Source organism: Streptomyces sp. NPDC002851 (genome assembly GCF_053591935.1).
The window spans coordinates 210,018-230,086 of sequence record NZ_JBSFUT010000001.1 but is presented as its reverse complement, the minus strand read 5'-3'; the positions used below and the strand labels follow the sequence as shown (position 1 = coordinate 230,086).

The following is a 20,069-nucleotide window of genomic DNA, read 5'->3' as shown; positions in this document are numbered from 1 at the left end:
GGCGTGGTGGACCGCACATCCGTCATACGTAGATCAGTCGTGTCCGTGGGCGTCGCCGCCGCCATGGCCGTCGCGAGCGCCTGCAATCCGCAGCCGATGGATGGCAAGCCGCTGTCCAAGCCGCCGTCGACCGGATCGCGGCCTCCGGTCAACGCGGCAGAGGCGCAGCAGCCCGCACAGAGCCCGTCCTCGAGGCCCGAGGCGCAGGACGCGCTGCTCGCGCCCGGTGACGAGGGCATGAAGGTGCGCGAACTTCAGGCGCGGCTGCGCGCGCTCGCGTGGTTCTTCGCGTATCCGGACGGGGAGTACGGCGACGCCACGACGAAGGCCGTCAAGGGCTTCCAGGGCAAGCGCGGCCTGCCGCGCACCGGCGAGACCGACCCGGTCACCTGGCAGAAGCTGCTCGACATGACCGGCAAGCCGGGCTACTTCGAGCTGTACGCGGGCGGGGACCAGCCCGCCGCCGCGCCCGACAAGCGGTGCCTGACGGGCCGGGTGCTGTGCATCAGCAAGAAGAGCCGCACCCTGACCTGGATGGTCGACGGCAAGGCGCGCACGACCGTCGACGTGCGCTTCGGCGCGCAGTACACGCCGACCCGCGAGGGCGTCTTCCAGGTGTACTGGAAATCGCGCCACCACGTCTCGACGCTCTACGACACCCCGATGCCGTACGCGATGTTCTTCAGCGGCGGCCAGGCGGTGCACTACTCGTCCGACTTCAAGGCCACGGGGTACGCGGGCGCCTCGCACGGCTGCGTGAACGTACGGGACGAGAAGAAGATCGCGCGGCTGTACGCGCAGGTGAAGAAGGGCGACAAGGTCGTCGTCTACCGGTGAGCCCGTGGGGGGCCGGGGGTGTGCCGCGAGTGCGGAGAGAGTGAGGGCGGGGGTGGGACCGGGGGAACGTGTCCCACCCCCGCCAATGCGCTGAGCCTCGGGTACGGGGGGAACCCCGGCTCGCGCTGAAGCCGATGACCAGTCGGCTCACTTCTAACTGCGCGCCGGGGCCAAAAAGTGTCACACCCGTTGAATCACGGAATGATCACGACTCTTTGCGGGCCGGATCCACGGATCGATCGATGAGGGGAGGGAGGTGGGAGGAGGGGTGCGGAGAAGACGCGAGGGGGACGCGGAGGAGGCGCGGAGGAGGCGCGGAAGGCGAGCAGAGGTACGCGGAGGGAGACGAGCAGAGGTACGCGGAGGAAGGCGAGCAGAGGGCGCCTCTACGAGGCCGAGGAAGTCTGCTCGGGCTCGGGCTCGGTGGTCGTCGGCGTCGACGTAGGAGTTGAGCTGGGGCTCGAGGTGGGCGTCGAGCTGTCGGTGGGCGTGGGCGTAGGGGTCGCGGACGAGGGGGCCGAGGGGGCGGGCGCGCCGACGCGGCCCGACCTGCCTTCGACCTTGTCGCCTCGGTCACCCTTCTCGCCCTCGTCGGCGGAGCCTTCGTCCTTACCGCCGCCGCTACCGCCCTTGCCGCTACCGCCGCCGCTGCCGCCCTTGCCGCTCTCCGAGTCCCGTTCGCCGGAACCGGAGCCGGACCCGGGCCTACTGCCCTGGCGCTCGGCCTCAAGAACCTTGCCGCAGAAGCGGCGGACGTCCTCGGCGCTCTTGGCCGCCCGCTCCAGGCGGCGCTGCGTCGCGGCGTCGAGCGGCCTGCCGCCCTGGTAGTCGCGGCAGGCCTGGACCACCCGGTCGCGCAGGTCGCCCGGGTCCGCGGAGGGGTGCCCCGGCTCCGGCAGCGTCCCGGTGCCGCCGCCCGATCCCGGAGCGGTGTCGCCGTCGCCATGGCTCGGGTGGCCGCCCGGCGATTGCGGGGAGCCGTGCCCGTCCGGCGTCGCGTCGCCCGTACCCGCGATGTCATGCCCCGGCTCGGAGGTCCCGGGCGACGGCGAGAGGAGCGGGTCCGGCGAGGCCGGGTCGGGCGAGACGGAGGAGCTGGGCCCCGGCGACGAGTCGCCGAACGGCAGCGGAATCACACCGGTGCCCGCCGCCACGGCGACCCCGCCGAGCGTGCAGGCCGCGACCACCGCGGCGAGCCCGAACCGTATGGGCCGACCCCAGCGCCCGCGCCCGCCCGAGCGTCCGATACGGACCGCGCCCCGGTCGGTGAGCGCCGAGGCACCAGCGGCCCCGGTAGCCCTCGTCGCGCGTGCGGCACGCGCCGCGCGGAAGGCGGCGAGCGCGGCGTCCTCACCGGGCAGCGCGCCGGGGGCGGCACCGGAGCCGGCGGCACCGGTGGCCGCGGACGTACGCGAAACAGCACCCGCCGAGGACGACGCGGACGACGAAGCCGTACGCGAAGGAGAAGCAGAGGATGCGGAGGATGCGGAGGCAGCAGCGGAAGAAGAAGCAGCGGCAGCCGAAGCCGGGCCTCCGGCAGGCAACCCGTGCACCGCGCGCGCCGCGCCGAGCGCGGCCGAGAGCCGCTCCATCTGCGCCCTGGTGTGATCGTCGGCGGCGGCAACGGCGATGTCATCGACGGGCTCACCGCGCAGCAGGCGCTCCGCGGAATCTCCGTCCAGCCAGTTGTAGTCCTCGTCCGCCATCACATGTCCTTCTGCGTCCGCGCCCGCGATTGCGTCACACCGGCGGGGGCCGCGGGGGCCGTCGCCGCGCGGCGTCGAGGCCGCTGCGGAGGCACCGCGTCCAGGCCCTCGACGGCCTGCTCGCCGAGGAGCTCGGCGAGCCGCTTCAGGCCGCGGTGGGCGGCGGTGCGCACGGCGCCGGGACGCTTGCCGAGGGTCTGGGCCGCACTCTTCGCGTCGAGCCCGACGACGACGCGAAGGACCACGGCCTCGGCCTGGTCCTGCGGGAGCTGGGAGATCAGGGCGAGCGTGTCACCGGTCGCGAGGGACTCCATGGCCTCGCCCGCGGTGTCCGATTCGCCCGGCCTGCCGGTGAGTTCGGTTTCGTCACCGCCGATGGACGGGCGACGCCCGCGCATACGTATGTGATCGAGGGCGCGGTTGCGGGCGATCCGCGCGGCCCAGCCGCGGAACCGGTCCGCGTCTCCCTCGAACCGGTCCAGGTCGCGGGCGATCTGGAGCCACGCCTCGGACGCGACGTCCTCGGCGTCCACCTCGCCCACCAGCGTTCGTATATAGCCGAGTAGCCGTGGATGCACGGCGCGGTACACAGAACGGAACGCGGTCTCGTTCCCGTCCTGTGCCGCGAGCACCGCGGCGGTCAGCTCCGCGTCGTCCCCCAACAACTCCCTCATCCTGCCCGTATCGCAGCCCAGCGCGAACCAGACGCTACGGCGTGAATAGCCCCCACGTCCATGTCTGCACCCCCCGCGACCGAGGTGTGACGCAGAGCGGTGTGACAGAAAACGCAGGCGCGGCGCTGTAGAGAGTACGGGCCCGCGCGGCCCGTGCCGTGCGACGGCCGGGGCCTCTCCTGTGGGGGGTGGCGGCCCCGGCCGATCGCTGCCGAAGCCGCCACGCACTCCGCGGTGACCTGCACAAAGAGGTCAGCTGAGGCCGTGGATCACAGGCCGTGGATCCCGTGGATCACAGGCTGTGGATCAGCCGAGGACCTTCCACACGATCGGGTCGACGTCCTCGCCGGTGCCGCCGACGCCCCAGCGCACGTACAGCTCCTTGGTGTTCTCAGGCACCCCGTACACCTTGCAGATGTTTTCGACGTAGCCCTTCTTGAACTGGCCGGACTTCACGTTCGGGTCGACGACCGGGCACGGCTCGAAGTCGTCCAGCATGGTGATGCGGCCGATCTCCTGGTCCGGGCCGGCGAGCAGGTTCCGCTTGCCGTCCCAGGTGGTGATCCACGGCTCGGCGCCGCCGAGCGAGGTGTAGGAGACGGTGACGTAGTACGGCACCATGCCCTTCTTGTCGTCCGCCTCGAGGTCGAAGCCCTCGAAGTCGGCCCAGTCGCCCTTGACGATCTTCTTGGGCTTGATCTCCAGCTTGGTGGCGCCGTCGTCGTCCTTGTACGTCGCCGTGGCGGCCTCCTCCGCGCCGAGCGCGTCCGCGAAGCCGTCGGAGGCCGGGGCGTCGCCGCCGGCCCCGGCCGAGCCACCGGTGTCTCCCGCACCGCCCGTGCCCTGCTCACCGTCGGTGCCCTTGTCACCAGCGGGCGCGGAGGACTCGGTGGACGGCGCGGCCGCCGGGTCGTCGGTCTCGTTGCAGCCCGTGAGGACGAATGCGAGGACGGCGGCGGTGGCGGCGGCACCGGCGGCCCGGGCGGTAATTGTCGTACGCATACTGCGCGTTCTCCCCCATCATCGAAACGGCCCGCTGCTTCCGCGGGCCGGACGGTGACTATAACCCCCTGCTCAGAGGGGTTTCGGGCGGAGTACGCGAAGGTTCGGCGGAGGACAGGGCGGGTGGGGCGTCACCCTTCGGGCAGGGCTCCACCTGTCCCCACAAGGGACGGTGTGCTCACGGGAGTTGGCGCGCCGCCCTCCGAGGCCTCGCCCGACGTCCCGTCCGACGCCCCGTCCGACCGCGGCTCGGCCCCCGGGGCCCGTACCCGTGCGCAGGTGTCCTCGACGGTTTCGTCACCGCCCGTGCCACCGCCTGTGCCGCCGCCTGGGCCACCGCCCGTGTCGCCCTCGGTGGCCGCGTGCAGCCGCTCGCGGACCAAGTCCTTCTTGGGGCCGTGCAGTTGGTCGTACTCCCGGCAGAGCTCGGCCACATCTGCGGGCACACCGTGTTCCGGGCCACCGCCGTCGCCCTTCCCCTGTTCCCGCGCCCCGTCGGCCGGGTCCGTCCCCGGCGCCGTGGTGTCCGGCCCGGTCGCCGTGGGCAGCGGGCCCGGGTCGTCCCCGGTGGCCGACGGCGCGGGCGGCGCGGAACGGGTGCCCCGTGGGGGACCGACCGTCGACGCGGCCCCGTCGTCGGCGGGCCGGCCCATGACGGCCACCGCGACGCCGCCCGCGGTCACCCCGGCGAGCAGCGCACCGATCAACGCCCGCACGGCGAGCCGACGGCGCCGCGCGGCCCGGGGCCGCCAGTCGTCCCGGCGGCGGGGGCGGGCGGCGTGCGCCCCGGACTCCCGGGCGTCCCGGTAGGCGGCGAGCGCGACCCCGAGCTCGGGGTCACCACCACGGTCCGTCCCGGCACCGGCACAAGCACCGGCACCAGCACCAGCACCAGCACCAGCACCAGCAGCCGCATCGAGCACCGCACGGACCGCAGGTGACCCGACCCCGAGCTCCACCCCGTCATCACAGGAGCCAGAACCTGAACCAGAGCCAGAACCGGAGCCGGAGCCAGAACCGACACCGACACCGACACGAAAACGGGACCGAACGCCACGTACACCGATGGAACGGGCGGCAACACCCGCACCCGCCCCCGTACGGGCACCGCGCGGCGCGCCGCCACCCTTGGCCGTCACGCCGTCTCTGCCTCTCGTACCGTCGTCCGCCGTCATCGTGGTTCTTCCCGTCTGGCCGTCCCGTCGCCCGGCGCCGCGTCCGCCGCAGCGTCCGCCCCTGTGGCCGGCTCCAACTGGCGGGCCAGGCGCTTCAGTCCGCGGTACGCCGCCGTACGCACCGCTCCCGGACGCTTGCCCAGCACCCGGGCCGCCGCGGGGGCGTCCAGGCCGACCACCACGCGGAGCAGCACCGCCTCGGCCTGGTCGCGGGGCAGCCCGCCGATCAGTTCCAGGGCGCGCTCCGTGGAGAGCGACTCGAACGCCTCCGCCGAGGTGTCCCGGCCGTCCGGCAGGTCGAGCAGCTCCTGCTCGGTGCCGGACGCGCGCGGGCGCGACCTGAGGCGGCGCAGGTGGTCGAGGCCGCGGTGCCGGGCGATGGTCGCGGTCCAGCCGCGGAAGCCCGCGCCGTCCCCGCGGAACCTGCCGAGGTCCCGCGCGATCTCCAGCCACGCCTCCGCGGCCACGTCCTCCGCGTCCTCGCCGACGAGCCCGCGCAAGTAGCCGAGGAGCCCCGGCTGGACGAACCGGTACGCGACCGCGAACGCGGCCTCGTCACCCCGCTGCGCCCGGGCGACCGCAGCGCCGAGCTCCTCGTCGTACGCGCGCACGCGACGCGACTCGCCTGCCTGGCCCACACGTTCCTCTTCGACCGGTGCGGCACAGCTCACCGTGCCCGTGCCCCCTCGGGTACTGCGCCCGGACCTCCGGAAACGTCACAGTGCTTGCCGAGCACCTGCCGCCCCGTCGGCTCGGGCGCCCACATCGCCCTGACGGGCTCGTCCTCAATCGCCGGGCGGGCTTGCATGACTCGCCTCAAGACACAACAGACGCAACGATCCGTCCGCCTCGAAGCAGCGCCGCGCCTCGCCGAGCGGGTCCCAGAGACGGCCGTCCGGGGTGCGCACCCGGTAGCCGTCGGGGGTGTCGGTCCAGGCGGCGTCCGTCGTGCGTACCAGGACCTCGCCCGCGTACGCCCCATAGCCGCGCAGCGTCCGGGCCACCGCCTCGTACGGCGGGTGCTCGCGGCGCAGGTCCTCTATGACGCGGTCGAGGCGCCACAGGCTCGGCGCTGAGTAGTCCAGGCGAAGGCGGGCGCCTTCGCGGAGTATCGAGACGGCGTCGGCCGCCCAGCGCGCGGGTTTGGACGGCGCGGTCGTCCCAGTTCCAGTCCCAGTCACAGTCAAAGACACAGTCACCGTCGCAGAGGCAGTCGCAGGGGCAGTCGCTGTCGCGGGGGCAGTCGCAGTCGGAGTCGCAGTCGCGGTCGCAGTCGTCGGAGCGTCGTTGTGGCCGTCAGGCCTGCCGCGCCCGCCGCGACCGTGAGACCGCCGCCCGCAGGATCCGTCTGCCCTCTGTGGAGAGATCAAACGCCTGTCGGAGGCCGCCCGCGCCACCGCCTCCCGAAAGCAGCTCCAAGATCCGTACCTGGCGCCGGAGTTCGCCCGCCACCAGCGGCCCGGCCGGAGCCTCCCGCTCGCCGCCGCGGCGCAACTGCTCCGAGACCGCCGCGGAGTCGGCCGACGCGGCGGACGCCGCTGCCGCCTCAACGAGTCGGTGCACCTGCAACGCCGCGACCGAGCAGGCGTCGGACCACGCGCGCAGGTCCGTCGCGGACCGCTCCACGGGCACGGCGTCGAACATCCGCCGCACGAGCACGGCCTCTTCGCCGGTGTCGCCGCCGGAGTCCTCGGGGAGTTCGGCGCGCGCCTTGTCCAGGCAGCCGTCCCACGCGGCGCCCCGCTCCAGGCTGGTCCACAGCGGCCGGAGCAGCGCGTCGTCGTCCGCGCCGAGCAACGGCAGGCAGCGGTCCAGACAGGCGAGTCCGCTGGCCGCCAGGCCGCGCTCATCGGCCTGTGCGATCAGTTCCACCAGGCTCATGCCGGTTCCACCCGGCTCCTGGACAGAGACGGAACGCCAGGTTTGCCTGGTACGCCAGATCTACGGACCACCGGGCTCATCGAACACGCCTCCCCTTGCGGACGCTGCAACTCCTCTTACTGCGTGCCACCCTCGGGAAACGTCACTCGGTGGCACCCCGAACCCCCATGAAGGCCTCCATGAAGACCTCCATAAAGACCCCCACGAAGCGGAAGAGTCCTTACCCCAGCCGCTTGGCCAGCGCCTCGAACTCCGCCCAACTGGCCGTCGGCTTCCGCTCGTCCCAGACCCGCTGCGCGAGCGCCCGCAGCGGCATCCGTACGCCCGCCGCCACCTGCTCCGTCGTCTGCGACTGCGACAGGTCGGCCCAGACCGCGAAGCGGGCGCCCAGGATCTGGTCGTCGTACGACTTCGGAACCGGGGTCGTGCCGCGCAGCACCAGCGGGTTCCACTCCTCGTAGATGCGCTTCCCCGTGGGGTACGTGAACTCGTTGGGCTCGCCGAGGACGTAGTAGAGGTACTCGTCGTTGAGGTTCACGACCTTGCGCCCGGCCTTCAGATACTCGACCGGCTCGCGCGCCCCGATCTCCTTGCCGGTCCAGTACTCGACCTGGATGTCCTCGGCCGCCTGCACCTCGCCGCCGCGGAAGAACCCGTCGTTCCAGGCCAGGAGCTTCTTGCCGGTGGGGCGCACCACGTCGGCCCGGTCGTTGAGCCAGGCGGTCGCCAGGTCCTGCACCTTGCCCTGCGGCCCGAACCGCTCGCGCGCCGCGGCCGCCAGCTGCGGGTAGGACGCCTCGGGGTTCTGCTCCATCAGGGCCCGGTACTCGTCGGCGCCCAAGTGCCAGTAGCCGCCGGGGAACAGCTCGGTGTACTCACGGAGCAGCTCGTCCACGATCTTGGCGGCCTCCGGGTCCGAGATGTCGACCGCGCCCTGGGCCGGGGCCCCGCCCGCGTCCCGCAGCTGTAGCGACGGGTGGGCCTGGATGACGGCGCCCAGGTGCCCCGGCGAGTCGATCTCCGGGATCACCGTGATGTGCCGCTCGGCCGCCAGCTTGAGGATCCTGCGCACCTCGGCCTTGGTCAGATGCTGCTCGGACACCACCTCGGGGTGCGAGTCCGACTCGATGCGGAACGCCTGGTCGTCGGAGAAGTGCAGGCCGAGCTGGTTGTACTTGAGGTCGCCGAGCTCCCGGATCCGCTCCTCGATCCACTCCGCCGGGAAATGCTTGCGCGCGATGTCGAGCATGAACCCGCGCTGCGGCTTCGCGGGCGCGTCCCGCACCTCGCCCTCGGGCGCGGCGCCGTCCGCGCGGACGATCTGCTTCAGCGTGCGGGTGCCGTAGAAGACCCCGGCCTCGCCGCTCGCGGTGATCCGCACCTGCTGGTCACGGACCGTCATCCGGTACGCCTCGGGGTTCTGCTCACCGGCGGCCTTCGCGTCGTCCGAGCCACTCGTGCCCGAGGTCAGCGCCAGCTCCACATCGCCGGGACCGGCCTTCTTCGCACCGCCGTACGAGATCTTCAGCTCCCCGGCTATCAACCGTCCCTCGTCGGCCAAATTCTTGTCGCCGATGACGACCTCCGCCGCGCCGTCGGGGCGCCAGCCGGGCCCGCGGGCCGCCTTGTGCTCACGTACGGCAGGGATCGTCTGCGGCGCCTCCGACACCGGATATGTACGGGTCGGCTGGGGCGGCACTGCGGCCGGACTCTTGTCCGTGCCCTCCGGGGGAACCGGCGTGCCGCCCGGGCCGCCGTCCGGCCAGAACGCCACGGTGACCACCGCCGCACCACCGGCGACGAGCCCTGCGGTGACTATCAAGCCGCGGCGTCCGGTCGCCCACCCGGGGAAGTTCCGCCTCACGTGAGTACCTCGTTCCTCGAAACTGCCTCTCAGCAGTGTGTCGCTGAAGCCAGGGCTCCGCATGTGCACGGAACCGTCCACCACACGTTCCGAAACTCTCCCGTCCGAGTGAACGTCAGGTATCGGCCAGCCACCATCTGACGTCGGTCGATACCGTGACGCCACTTCCCGCACACTTCCTGTCGTTCCCCGCCCCAGGTTCTCCCCGAGGAGCACCCGCTGACCGCGTCGACCAGGTCTCTGCCTTCCAGCTCCGCACGGCAGCCCGACCCCGCCTCCATACCGGCGCGGTCCCGCGCGTCCGACGGGCACCCGGGAGTGGACCGCTTCAACCAGCTCCCGGCGTCGCACGCCGAGGCCGCCCTGCTGCGCTGCTGCGCCGGACACGACTGGGCCGGTCGGCTCGCCGCCCACCGCCCGTACCCCGACCTGGACGCCCTGCTCGCCGCGGCCGACGAGGCCAGCTACGACCTGGGGCCCGACGAGCTGACCCAGGCCCTCGCCGCCGAGCGGCCGCACGGCCCCCGCCCGGAGACCACCCCGCCCGCCGCGCTCACCGCGCTGCGCGCCGCCCACTCGGCGTACGAGGCCCGCTTCGGCCATGTCTTCGTCATCGCCCTCGACGGCTACCTGCCCGACGAGCACCTCGACCAGACCCTCGCCGGACTCCGCGCCCGCCTCGGCAACGAGCCCGACGACGAACGCGCTCTCGCCGCCGACGAGCTGCGTCGAATCGCCCGCGCCCGGCTCACCCGATTTATCACTGAACTGGCCGAGGACCCGGCAGCCCCCGCGGAGCCCGCAGAGCCCGCGAACCCCGCACAGCATGCCCGTGACATCCGGGATGTCCCGGATGTTCCGGATCCCAGTCCGGCCGGTAGCCCGTACGTGCCTGTTTGATTGCCTGTTTGATCACACCGGACGACCCCGCGCGGGCATACCGACACCCGGTCGATACGATGACGGACGGCCGGTGGACCGTACCCGGCCGGGCCTGACCGACATCGCTGTATCCAATTTGCTTACGCGTGGCGGCTCGGACCCCAGTCCCCGCTCCCGGAGGGTTCTTCCGTGCCGGCTGGAACGCTGTACCGCGGACGGGAAGGAATGTGGTCGTGGGTGGCTCACCGAGTCACCGGTGTCCTCATCTTCTTCTTCCTGTTCGTGCACGTCCTCGACACCGCTCTCGTCCGCGTCTCGCCCGAGGCGTACGACGACGTCGTGGCGACCTACAAGACTCCGCTCGTCGCACTCCTTGAGTACGGCCTCGTCGCGGCCATCCTCTTCCACGCGCTCAACGGCCTGCGCATCGTCGCCGTCGACTTCTGGCTCAAGGGCGCGCGCTACCAGAAGCAGATGCTCTGGGCCGTGATGGCCATCTGGTTCGTGCTGATGGCGGGTGCCCTCTACCCGGTGCTCGGCCACGCCGTCCGTGAAGTATTCGGGAGCTGAGGCAGATGTCTGCTGACACCACCACCGCGAAGACGGCCGGGAACGTCGAGGACGTCACCCTTTACGACGTGGACAACCCCGCGCCCGTGATCGAGCCGCCGCGCAAGCGCACCAAGAAGACGCCGAAGACGACGCGCACCAACTTCGAGCTGTACGGCTGGCTGTTCATGCGCCTGTCCGGCATCGTGCTCGTCGTCCTGGTCCTGGGCCACCTGCTGATCCAGCTGGTGCTCGACGGCGGCGTCTCCAAGATCGGCTTCGCCTTCGTGGCCGGCCGCTGGGCCTCCCCCTTCTGGCAGGCGTGGGACCTGGTGATGCTCTGGCTGGCGATGCTGCACGGCGCCAACGGCCTGCGCACGATCATCAACGACTACGCCGAGCGGGACAACACCCGCTTCTGGCTCAAGATGCTGCTGTACACCGCGACGGTGTTCACCGTCCTGCTGGGCACGCTGGTGATCTTCACCTTCGACCCGAACATCCGCTAGGCCCGGGGCTGAGGTAACCACTCATGAAGATTCACAAGTACGACACCGTCATCGTCGGCGCCGGCGGCGCCGGCATGCGCGCCGCCATCGAGTCGACGAAGCGCAGCCGCACCGCCGTGCTGACCAAGCTCTACCCGACCCGGTCCCACACGGGCGCCGCGCAGGGCGGCATGGCCGCCGCGCTCGCCAACGTGGAGGAGGACAACTGGGAGTGGCACACCTTCGACACGATCAAGGGCGGTGACTACCTGGTCGACCAGGACGCCGCCGAGATCCTCGCGAAGGAGGCCATCGACGCCGTCCTCGACCTGGAGAAGATGGGTCTGCCGTTCAACCGGACGCCGGACAACACCATCGACCAGCGCCGCTTCGGCGGCCACTCGCGCAACCACGGCGAGGCCCCGGTCCGCCGGGCCTGCTACGCCGCGGACCGCACCGGCCACATGATCCTCCAGACGCTGTACCAGAACTGCGTCAAGGAGGGCGTGGAGTTCTTCAACGAGTTCTACGTCCTCGACCAGCTCCTCGTGGAGGAGGACGGCGTCAAGAAGTCCGCCGGTGTGGTCGCGTTCGAGCTGGCCACCGGCGAGATCCACGTCTTCCAGGCGAAGTCGGTCGTCTACGCGTCCGGCGGCACCGGCAAGTTCTTCAAGGTGACGTCCAACGCGCACACCCTCACCGGTGACGGCCAGGCGGCCTGCTACCGGCGCGGGATCCCGCTGGAGGACATGGAGTTCTTCCAGTTCCACCCGACCGGCATCTGGCGCATGGGCATTCTGCTCACCGAGGGCGCCCGCGGTGAGGGCGGCATCCTGCGCAACAAGGACGGCGAGCGCTTCATGGAGAAGTACGCGCCCGTCATGAAGGACCTGGCGTCGCGTGACGTCGTGTCCCGGTCCATCTACACGGAGATCCGCGAAGGCCGCGGCTGCGGCCCCGAGGGCGACCACGTCTTCCTGGACCTCACGCACCTGCCGCCGGAGCAGCTGGACGCCAAGCTCCCGGACATCACCGAGTTCGCGCGCACGTACCTGGGCATCGAGCCGTACACGGACCCGATCCCGATCCAGCCGACCGCGCACTACGCCATGGGCGGTATCCCGACCAACGTCGAGGGCGAGGTCCTGGCCGACAACACGACGGTCGTGCCCGGCCTGTACGCGGCGGGCGAGGTCGCCTGCGTCTCGGTGCACGGCGCCAACCGTCTGGGCACCAACTCGCTGCTCGACATCAACGTCTTCGGGCGCCGCGCGGGCATCGCCGCCGCCGAGCACGCGGCCAAGACCGACTACGTCGAACTGCCGGAGGACCCGGCCGAGTTCGTGCAGGAGCGGGTCGCGATGCTGCGCGACTCCACCGGCACCGAGCGCGTGGCGGACATCCGCAAGGAGCTCCAGGACACCATGGACAAGAACGTCATGGTGTTCCGTACCGAGCAGACCATCAAGGAAGCCGTCGAGAAGATCGGCGAGCTGCGCGAGCGGTACACGAACATCTCGATCCAGGACAAGGGCAAGCGGTTCAACACCGACCTCCTGGAGGCCATCGAGCTGGGCAACCTGCTCGACCTGGCCGAGGTCATGGCCGTCTCCGCGCTCGCCCGCAAGGAGTCGCGCGGCGGTCACTACCGCGAGGACTACCCGAACCGCGACGACGTCAACTTCATGCGCCACACCATGGCGTACCGCGAGGAGGACTCCACCGGCAAGGAGAGCATCCGCCTCGACTACAAGCCGGTCGTGACGACCCGCTACCAGCCGATGGAGCGTAAGTACTGATGGCTACCCCCGTACTGGACAAGGCCGAGCCCGCCGAGGGCGCCACGGCCGTACAGAACATCACCGTCACCTTCCGGATCCGCCGCTTCAACCCGGAGGTCGCCGAGGACGCGGTCTGGGAGGACTTCCAGATCGACCTTGACCCGAAGGAGCGCGTGCTCGACGGTCTCCACAAGATCAAGTGGGACCTGGACGGCTCGCTCACCTTCCGGCGCTCCTGCGCGCACGGCATCTGCGGCTCCGACGCGATGCGGATCAACGGCAGGAACAGGCTCGCCTGCAAGACGCTGATCAAGGACATCAGCCCGGAGAAGCCCATCACGATCGAGCCCATCAAGGGCATGACGGTCCTCAAGGACCTGGTCGTGGACATGGAGCCGTTCTTCCAGGCGTACCGCGACGTGATGCCGTTCCTCATCACCGAGGGCAACGAGCCGACGCGTGAGCGGCTCCAGACCGCCGAGGACCGCGAGCGCTTCGACGACACGACGAAGTGCATCCTCTGCGCCGCCTGCACGTCCTCCTGCCCGGTCTTCTGGAACGACGGCCAGTACTTCGGCCCGGCCGCCATCGTCAACGCGCACCGCTTCATCTTCGACTCGCGCGACGAGGCCGCCGAGCAGCGCCTGGAGATCCTCAACGACAAGGACGGCGTGTGGCGTTGCCGCACCACGTTCAACTGCACGGACGCCTGCCCGCGCGGTATCGAGGTGACCAAGGCGATCGCCGAGGTGAAGCGCGCGCTGATCACGCGGCGCTTCTGACCGTCCCTACGCCGTAGAAGGCCCCGTCTCCCGCAAGGGAGGCGGGGCCTTCGGCATTCCTCCCCAGCCCCGGCTTGAACGTGTTCAAAAATGGGTCTACAGTCCATGGCAACAGCTTTTGAACACGTTCAAGGAACGGGTTCAAGACCTTCCGAAGGGGTGGACCATGGACCTCACCGTCCTCGCATACGTCGTCTATCTGGCCGTCAGCATCGGCCTGACCGTCTGGGTGGCCCGCACCCTCAGCCGCAACGGGCGGATCTTCCTGGCCGATGTGCTGCGCGGCAACGAGAAGCTCGCGGACGCCGTCAACCACCTGCTCGTCGTCGGCTTCTACCTGGTCAACCTGGGCTTCGTCGCCCTGTATCTGAACGAGGACGGCGCGGTCGCCGACGCCCGCGGGATCTTCGAGGCGCTCTCGGTGAAGCTCGGCGTGGTCCTGCTCGTGCTCGGCGTGATGCACCTCGGCAACGTGTGGGTGCTCAGCCGGATCCGGCGGCGCGGCGCCATGGAGCGCGAGCAGCAGCCGCCCGTGCCGCCGCAGGGGTACGCCGGTGAGCAGGGCCCATGGGCCGCGCCCACCGGGGCCTGACGTGGGCGGCGCCCAGGAGGCCCCGCACCTCACTCCGGTGCGGCGCCTCACCGTCCTGTACGACGCCGACTGCGGGCTCTGCCGACACCTGCGCAACTGGCTCGCCCGACAGCGCCAGTTGGTGCCGCTCGACCTGGTGCCAGCCGGCTCCGCCGAGGCCCTGCGGCGCTTCCCCGGGCTCGACCTCCGGTCGACCTTCGAGGAGATCACCGTCGTCACGGACGGCGGCCAGGTCTACCGAGGGCCCGCCGCCTGGGTCGTCTGTCTCTGGGCGCTCGCCGAACACCGGCCGCTCGCCCACCGCTTCGCCACCCCGGCCGGGGCCCGGCTTGCGCGGGGCGCGGTGCTCGCCGCCGCCAAGTGGCGCGCGGCGCGGCCCTCCGGCCGCCTCCAGCACGTCAACGGCTGGCGCTACGAGCCGCGGTACGGGTGGACGTACCACGGCCCCGACCGGTGCGCGGGCGAGGCGGGCTGCGCGCCGCCCACGCCCGGCACTCGTTAGGCTCTGTCACCGTGTCCGCAGCAAAAGAGACCCCTCCCTCGGCCCCCACCCCGCCCACGACCGCGAAGAGTGAGCAGACCCGTGCTCTGATTCTCGAGACCGCGATGCGGCTGTTTCAGGAGCGTGGGTACGACAAGACCACGATGCGGGGTATCGCCAAGGAAGCCGGGGTCTCCGTCGGGAACGCGTACTACTACTTCAACGGCAAAGAGCACCTCATCCAGGGGTTCTACGACCGGATCGCCGCCGAGCACCAGGCGGCGGTGCGGCCCCTCCTGGAGCGGGAGACCGAGCTCGAGGCGCGGCTCGCCGGGGTGCTGCGGGTGTGGCTGGACATCGCCGCGCCGTACCACGAGTTCGCGGCCCAGTTCTTCAAGAACGCCGCCGACCCGGACAGCCCGCTCAGCCCCTTCTCGGCCGAGTCGGAGCACGCCCGGGAGGCCGCGATCGACGTACACCGCGAGGTGCTGCGCGGCACGAAGACGAAGGTTCCGGCCGAACTGGCCGACGTCCTGCCGGAGTTGATGTGGCTCTCCCAGATGGGCCTGGTCCTGTACTGGGTGTTCGACCGCTCCGAGGGCCGCGAGCGCAGCTACCGTCTTGCCGACAGGGGCGCGCGGCTGACCACGCGGGGCATCGTGCTCGCCCGCTTCCGGGTGCTCCGGCCGCTGGTGCGCGAGGTCCATGAGCTGTTCACGGACTTCCTGCCCGGGATGACCCGGGCCGGGGGTGACAAGGCTTAGGGAGCGTCTACCCCTAGGTCTGCCTTTAGGACTGCCTTGATGCCAGGGTCACCACCGTGATGTCCGACGGCGCGCCCACGCGGACCGGCGGGCCCCAGGCGCCCGCGCCGCGCGTGACGTACAGCTGGGTATCGCCGTAGCGCTCCAGGCCCGCCAGGGTCGGGTTGGCGAGGTCCGCGACGAGGTGCATGGGCCAGAGCTGGCCGCCGTGGGTGTGCCCGGAGAGCTGCAGGTCGACGCCGTACTTGACCGCGTCGTCGATCACCACGGGCTGGTGGGCGAGGAGCACGGAGGCACGGGCGGGGTCGCGGTCGCCGAGGGCCTTGGCGAAGTCGGGGCCGTGGCCCTCGCGTTCACCCGTGACGTCGTTGACGCCCGCGAGGTCGAGGTCGCCGATCTCCACGCGGGCGTTCTCCAGCGGCCGCATGCCCAGCTCCTGTACGTGGTCGAGCCACTGCTCGGCGCCGGAGAAGTACTCGTGATTGCCCGTCACGAAGAAGCTGCCGTGCCGGGACCGGAGGCGGGCCAGCGGTTCGGCGGCCGGGCCGACGTTCTCGACGGTGCCGTCGACCAGGTCGCCGACGACGGCGACGAGGTCGGGCGAGGTGGAGTTGATCGCGGCGACGATGCGTTCGGAGTGGGCGCGGCCGAGTACGGGGCCGAGGTGGATGTCGCTGACCACGGCGATACGGAGGCCATGGGCCCTGCGGGGGAGCTTGGCGAGGGGGACGGTGAGCCGCTTCAGGCGCGGTCCCTTGAGGACGCTGTACGTGCCGTACCCGACCGTGCCCACGGCGGCGGTCGCCGCCGCCCCTCCGACCACCCGGGACACGAACAGCCGTCGGCTCGGCCCGGGCCGGTCCGGACGGCGCTCGGCACCGGGGCCTGTGCCCGCCGGTTCCGCCCCAGCGGAACCACTGCCCACAGCCGCCGCGACAGGGACGGGCTCCTCGGTGGGTTGCGGGGCGGGATCCGCACGGCGGTCGCGCCGCGCCAAGTAGCGGGTCAGGAGCGGGCGTACCGCCTCCCCCACCAGGAGCGCGAGGAGCAGGTACAGGAACAGCGCCAGCCACATGTAGCCCGGCCAAGCCAGGAGTTGCTGGAGCCAGAACGGGGCATCGGCGAGGCCGCTCAGCCGGTTCGCGACCATCAGGACCGGGCCCGTGATGAAGATCACCGTGCTCACTCTGCGGGCCCACCCGCCCCGGGCCATGGTGTCGCGGATCAGGCGGCGCCAGGAGTACGTGAGCAGGGCGATGAGGAGCGTCAGTGCGACGAGGAGGCCGAGAACGATCAGGACAACGGACACCGGCGCCTCCCCTTATGACGTACGGCGCAGTGCGCGCACGCCACGCAACCCGATGATCCCGACGACCGTCCCCAGAACAAAGGACACCACCGCGAGCGCCAGATGCACCCAGAAGTACCCGGTCGGGTCACCCGCGTCGTCGAAGGCGAGGCCGCTGCCGTCCTTCCACAGGTTCTTGACGAAAGTGATCCAGATGACCCAGCTCCACACGCCGAAGGCGAGCAGGAACCAGGAGGCGGATCGACTGAGCTTCATACGCCCAGTATCCCGGCCCTTTCCGACGCGCCACCGTCGGGGTGGTCCGCATGATTGTCGTACGACACAACCGCAGGTGGTATCGGCAGCCCGACGTCGGCGCTGTACGTTCCTGTGCGTGCCTGCCTTGACTGCATCTCTCAAGAAAATGACGGCTGTTGCGGCTGCTTCGATGACTTTTCTGGCCATCGCCGCCACCTCAGCCGCGCCGCCCGCCTTCGCCGACGACAGCAAGCCGAAGCCACCCGCGGCGATGTCCACCGTCGGTGGCGCCCAGTTGGGCAAGGCCGGTACGCAGGTGAATCCGAAGAGCGGCGCCCCGGCGCTGCCGAAGAAGCTGTCCGCGCGGTCGTGGATCGTGTCGGACGCCGAGAGCGGTGAGGTGCTCGCCGCGCACAACGCGCACTGGCGGCTGCCGCCCGCGAGCACCCTGAAGATGCTCTTCGCGGACACGGTCCTGCCGAAGTTCCCCAAGGACAAGCGGCACACGGTCAAGCCCTCCGACCTGGAGGGCATGGGCGAGGGCAGCAGCACGGTCGGAGTGAAGGAGAACCTCGACTACTCGGTGCACGACCTGTGGCTCGGGGTCTTCCTGCGCTCCGGCAACGACGCGGTGCACGTGCTGTGCGCGATGAACGGCGGCAAGCCGAAGACGGTGCGGGAGATGCAGGAGCACGCCGAGGAGCTTCAGGCCCTCGACACCCATGTGGTCAGCCCCGACGGGTACGACGCCAAGGGGCAGGTCTCGTCCGCGTACGACCTCTCGCTGTTCGCCCGCTCCGGGATGCAGAAGAAGGACTTCCGGGAGTACGCGGCGACGGCGACCGCCGAGTTCCCCGGTGAGCGCAAGGGCAAGAAGCGGGATCACTTCCAGATCCAGAGCACCAACCGGCTGCTCACGGGCGCGGACGGGGTGGCGCCGTACGAGGGCATCGCCGGGGTCAAGAACGGGTCCACCACCAACGCCGGTACGACGTTCACGGGCGTCGCCGAGCGGGACGGCCGGGTGCTCCTGGTCACCGTGATGCACCCGGAGTCCGACGAACACATGGCCGTCTACGAGGAGACCGCCCGGCTGCTCGACTGGGGCTTCGCCGCCGACGGCAAGGTGACGCCGGTCGGCACGCTCGTCGGCCCGAAGGGCAGCGGGGACGGCGACGGCGACGCCACCGGGAAGGCCGGGCCCGCGCCGGACAAGAGCGCGGACGGCCAGAAGGCCGAGGGGCGGCTCGCGGCGGAGGACGAGGCCAGTGGCTTCGGCATCGCGCTCGCCATCGCCGGGGGTGCGCTCGCGCTGATCGGTGCCGGGGTGTTCCTGGTCAACCGCCGCTGGCCGCTGCCCGACCTGGTGCGGCGTCTGCCTCGTCGTTGACGTCACCGTCGCCATCGTCGGAGGCGGAGGGTTCGTCGGGGTCGGCGGACTCCTCCGCCGATTCGGACGGTTCGGCCGGGGTCGCCGTCCAGGCCGCGCAGAACAGCAGCAGCTTCGCGGTGAAGTTGATCCAGAGCAGCAGCGCCACCGGCACCCCGAAGGCGCCGTACATCGACTTCGCCGCGACGCCCTTCATATAGCCGCCGAGCGCCACCTTGAGCACCTCGAAGCCGACGGCGCCGATCAGCGCGGCGACAAGCAGACGCCGCCGGGGCGGGTGCACGCCGGGCAGCAGCGTGAGGACGTACAGCAGGATCAGGAAGTCGGCGAGGACCGCGAGCGCGAAGACGGCGACGAACAGGACCCGGCTCACCCAGCCCTGCTCGTCCAGGCCGAGGGCCCGGACGATCTGGACCAGGGCCGTGGTGCCGATCGCCGAGGCGGCGAGCGAGGCGAGCCCGGTGGCGCCGAGGCCGAGCAGCACCCCGGCGTCCTTCGCCTTCCGCAGCACCGGGTTCTCGCCCTCCTCGTCGAGGCCCCAGACGGCGCGCAGGCAGTCCCGGATCGAGCCGACCCAGCTGATGCCGGTGAGCAGGAGCACGGCACCGGCGACCAGGCCGACGGTGCCCGCGTTCTCCACCAGGGCGTTGATGTCGAGCTGCTCGGAGATGCCCGGCACCTGCTCGGTGAGCCGGTCCTGGAGCTCCTGCTGCTGCCGCTCGTCGAGGGTCGCGGCGGCGACGGCGGCGGCGACCGTGAGCAGCGGGAAGAGCGAGACGAAGCTGACAAAGGTCATCGCGGCGGCGAGCCGCGCCCAGTGCGCGCGATCGAGCGTCTCGTACGAGCGCCAGGCGTGCGTCGCCATCAGGCGCCCGACGAGTGGCCCGACAACGGGCAGTTTCTTCAGCCAGTCCATGGTTCCCGCCTTCCCTCCCTACGGAAGGTATCCCCGCATATGGGGAAAACGAGGGAAAACGGTGGGAGGCCCGTCAGGAGAGTGGCAGGGAGGAGCCGCGCGACTCCGGGGACCCGGCCTGCGGCGGGACCTTCGCCGGGCCCGCCGTGCCGAAGGAGAACTCGCGCAGCTTGCGCCAGACGCCGTCGCCCCCCTGCTCGTAGAGCGCGAAGCCGGTGCAGTCCCACGCGGCCGCGTACTCCTTGAGCTCCTCGTACGCCCGGTCCATCGCCTCGTCGGAGATGCCGTGCGCCACCGTGACATGCGGGTGGTACGGGAACTGGAGCTCCCGGGCGACCGGCCCCGAGGCGTCCCTGACCTGCTTCTGCAGCCAGGTGCACGCCTCGGCGCCCTCGGCCACCCGTACGTACACGACCGGCGAGAGCGGCCGGAAGGTGCCGGTGCCCTCGAGCCGCATCGTGAACGGACGTCCCGCGGCCGCCACCTCGGCCAGATGCGCCTCGATCGCGGGCAGCGTGTCGGCCTCGACCTCGGTCGGCGGGAGCAGCGTGACGTGCGTGGGGATGCCGTGGGCCGCGGGGTCACCGAAGCCCGCGCGCCGCTCCTGGAGCAGGCTGCCGTGAGGCTCCGGGACCGCGATCGAAACGCCGAGCGTTACGGTCCCCACGTCGTTCTCCTCCGTCTTCGGGCCGGTCGGGCGGGTGGGCCGGGCTGTCTGTCGGTCGGTGTTGCAGGTGGGTCGTCGGTGTTGCAGGTGGG

Annotated in this window: 22 protein-coding genes; 10 read left to right on the top strand and 12 right to left on the bottom strand. The window is 71.1% G+C overall.

Features of this window, described 5'->3' with window-relative positions:
* Nucleotides 1-63 precede the first annotated feature (63 nt).
* Nucleotides 64-837 (top strand): L,D-transpeptidase family protein, encoded by a 774-nt coding sequence (locus ACWD10_RS01100; protein ID WP_451085887.1) that lies wholly within the window; start codon nucleotides 64-66, stop codon nucleotides 835-837.
* Nucleotides 838-1,223: 386 nt separating this feature from the next.
* On the opposite strand, the gene ACWD10_RS01095 is transcribed toward ACWD10_RS01100, so the two are convergent.
* From ACWD10_RS01095 to ACWD10_RS01060, 8 genes are all read right to left on the bottom strand, one after another.
* Nucleotides 1,224-2,543, bottom strand: a complete 1,320-nt coding sequence (locus tag ACWD10_RS01095) for a hypothetical protein (protein WP_451085585.1) — start codon at nucleotides 2,541-2,543, stop codon at nucleotides 1,224-1,226.
* Nucleotides 2,543-3,208 carry an RNA polymerase sigma factor gene (locus tag ACWD10_RS01090; protein ID WP_451085885.1) on the bottom strand — a complete coding sequence of 222 codons (666 nt, stop codon included), beginning with the start codon at nucleotides 3,206-3,208 and terminating at the stop codon, nucleotides 2,543-2,545. The genes ACWD10_RS01095 and ACWD10_RS01090 overlap by 1 nt, the downstream gene beginning before the upstream one ends.
* A gap of 315 nt (nucleotides 3,209-3,523) precedes the next feature.
* A complete protein-coding gene (locus ACWD10_RS01085; protein ID WP_451085583.1) occupies nucleotides 3,524-4,219 on the bottom strand; it encodes a hypothetical protein in 696 nt (231 codons plus the stop codon).
* 131 nt (nucleotides 4,220-4,350) lie between these two features.
* Nucleotides 4,351-5,178, bottom strand: coding sequence for a hypothetical protein (locus ACWD10_RS01080; RefSeq protein ID WP_451085581.1), 828 nt, complete (start codon nucleotides 5,176-5,178; stop codon nucleotides 4,351-4,353).
* Between the two features lie 212 nt (nucleotides 5,179-5,390).
* Complete coding sequence (locus ACWD10_RS01075) at nucleotides 5,391-6,032, bottom strand: RNA polymerase sigma factor (protein ID WP_451085579.1); 642 nt, start codon at nucleotides 6,030-6,032, stop codon at nucleotides 5,391-5,393.
* 147 nt (nucleotides 6,033-6,179) lie between these two features.
* Nucleotides 6,180-6,575, bottom strand: a complete 396-nt coding sequence (locus ACWD10_RS01070; RefSeq protein ID WP_451085577.1) for a hypothetical protein — start codon at nucleotides 6,573-6,575, stop codon at nucleotides 6,180-6,182.
* A 115-nt stretch (nucleotides 6,576-6,690) separates the two neighbouring features.
* Nucleotides 6,691-7,275: a hypothetical protein gene (locus tag ACWD10_RS01065; RefSeq protein ID WP_451085575.1), complete on the bottom strand. Its 585-nt coding sequence runs from the start codon at nucleotides 7,273-7,275 to the stop codon at nucleotides 6,691-6,693.
* Between the two features lie 220 nt (nucleotides 7,276-7,495).
* Entirely contained in the window at nucleotides 7,496-9,202 is a 1,707-nt protein-coding gene (locus tag ACWD10_RS01060; protein WP_451085573.1) for a beta-N-acetylhexosaminidase, read from the bottom strand.
* A 255-nt stretch (nucleotides 9,203-9,457) separates the two neighbouring features.
* Between ACWD10_RS01060 and ACWD10_RS01055 the strand changes: the two genes are divergently transcribed.
* The 8 genes from ACWD10_RS01055 (at nucleotide 9,458) to ACWD10_RS01020 (ending at nucleotide 15,458) form a co-directional block, all read left to right on the top strand.
* A complete protein-coding gene (locus tag ACWD10_RS01055) occupies nucleotides 9,458-10,039 on the top strand; it encodes a 2-oxo-4-hydroxy-4-carboxy-5-ureidoimidazoline decarboxylase (RefSeq protein WP_451085571.1) in 582 nt (193 codons plus the stop codon).
* Nucleotides 10,040-10,210: 171 nt separating this feature from the next.
* The gene (gene sdhC, locus ACWD10_RS01050) at nucleotides 10,211-10,591 is read left to right on the top strand and encodes a succinate dehydrogenase, cytochrome b556 subunit (protein WP_451085569.1); all 381 of its coding nucleotides are present in this window, start codon (nucleotides 10,211-10,213) and stop codon (nucleotides 10,589-10,591) included.
* A gap of 5 nt (nucleotides 10,592-10,596) precedes the next feature.
* Nucleotides 10,597-11,079: a succinate dehydrogenase hydrophobic membrane anchor subunit gene (locus ACWD10_RS01045; RefSeq protein WP_451085567.1), complete on the top strand. Its 483-nt coding sequence runs from the start codon at nucleotides 10,597-10,599 to the stop codon at nucleotides 11,077-11,079.
* A 23-nt stretch (nucleotides 11,080-11,102) separates the two neighbouring features.
* Nucleotides 11,103-12,857: a succinate dehydrogenase flavoprotein subunit gene (gene sdhA / locus ACWD10_RS01040; RefSeq protein ID WP_451085565.1), complete on the top strand. Its 1,755-nt coding sequence runs from the start codon at nucleotides 11,103-11,105 to the stop codon at nucleotides 12,855-12,857.
* The gene (locus tag ACWD10_RS01035; protein ID WP_451085563.1) at nucleotides 12,857-13,621 is read left to right on the top strand and encodes a succinate dehydrogenase iron-sulfur subunit; all 765 of its coding nucleotides are present in this window, start codon (nucleotides 12,857-12,859) and stop codon (nucleotides 13,619-13,621) included. The genes sdhA and ACWD10_RS01035 overlap by 1 nt, the downstream gene beginning before the upstream one ends.
* A gap of 166 nt (nucleotides 13,622-13,787) precedes the next feature.
* Complete coding sequence (locus tag ACWD10_RS01030; protein WP_451085561.1) at nucleotides 13,788-14,213, top strand: hypothetical protein; 426 nt, start codon at nucleotides 13,788-13,790, stop codon at nucleotides 14,211-14,213.
* Nucleotide 14,214: 1 nt separating this feature from the next.
* On the top strand, nucleotides 14,215-14,715 hold the full coding sequence (locus tag ACWD10_RS01025; RefSeq protein WP_451085883.1) for a thiol-disulfide oxidoreductase DCC family protein: 501 nt from the start codon (nucleotides 14,215-14,217) through the stop codon (nucleotides 14,713-14,715).
* Nucleotides 14,716-14,819: 104 nt separating this feature from the next.
* Nucleotides 14,820-15,458, top strand: a complete 639-nt coding sequence (locus ACWD10_RS01020) for a TetR family transcriptional regulator (protein ID WP_451085881.1) — start codon at nucleotides 14,820-14,822, stop codon at nucleotides 15,456-15,458.
* Nucleotides 15,459-15,483: 25 nt separating this feature from the next.
* Here ACWD10_RS01020 and ACWD10_RS01015 read toward each other — a convergent pair whose 3' ends face one another.
* Together ACWD10_RS01015 and ACWD10_RS01010 are read right to left on the bottom strand one after the other, a co-directional pair.
* Nucleotides 15,484-16,767 (bottom strand): metallophosphoesterase, encoded by a 1,284-nt coding sequence (locus ACWD10_RS01015; RefSeq protein WP_451085559.1) that lies wholly within the window; start codon nucleotides 16,765-16,767, stop codon nucleotides 15,484-15,486.
* Between the two features lie 12 nt (nucleotides 16,768-16,779).
* Nucleotides 16,780-17,022, bottom strand: a complete 243-nt coding sequence (locus ACWD10_RS01010; protein ID WP_451085557.1) for an SCO4848 family membrane protein — start codon at nucleotides 17,020-17,022, stop codon at nucleotides 16,780-16,782.
* Between ACWD10_RS01010 and ACWD10_RS01005 the strand changes: the two genes are divergently transcribed.
* Nucleotides 16,961-18,394 carry a D-alanyl-D-alanine carboxypeptidase gene (locus tag ACWD10_RS01005; protein ID WP_451085555.1) on the top strand — a complete coding sequence of 478 codons (1,434 nt, stop codon included), beginning with the start codon at nucleotides 16,961-16,963 and terminating at the stop codon, nucleotides 18,392-18,394. The two genes, ACWD10_RS01010 and ACWD10_RS01005, sit on opposite strands and share 62 nt — an antisense overlap.
* On the opposite strand, the gene ACWD10_RS01000 is transcribed toward ACWD10_RS01005, so the two are convergent.
* The gene (locus ACWD10_RS01000; RefSeq protein ID WP_451085553.1) at nucleotides 18,342-19,310 is read right to left on the bottom strand and encodes a YihY/virulence factor BrkB family protein; all 969 of its coding nucleotides are present in this window, start codon (nucleotides 19,308-19,310) and stop codon (nucleotides 18,342-18,344) included. The genes ACWD10_RS01005 and ACWD10_RS01000 overlap by 53 nt on opposite strands.
* A 73-nt stretch (nucleotides 19,311-19,383) precedes the next feature.
* Nucleotides 19,384-19,977 carry a 2'-5' RNA ligase family protein gene (locus ACWD10_RS00995; RefSeq protein WP_451085551.1) on the bottom strand — a complete coding sequence of 198 codons (594 nt, stop codon included), beginning with the start codon at nucleotides 19,975-19,977 and terminating at the stop codon, nucleotides 19,384-19,386.
* Nucleotides 19,978-20,069 lie beyond the last annotated feature (92 nt).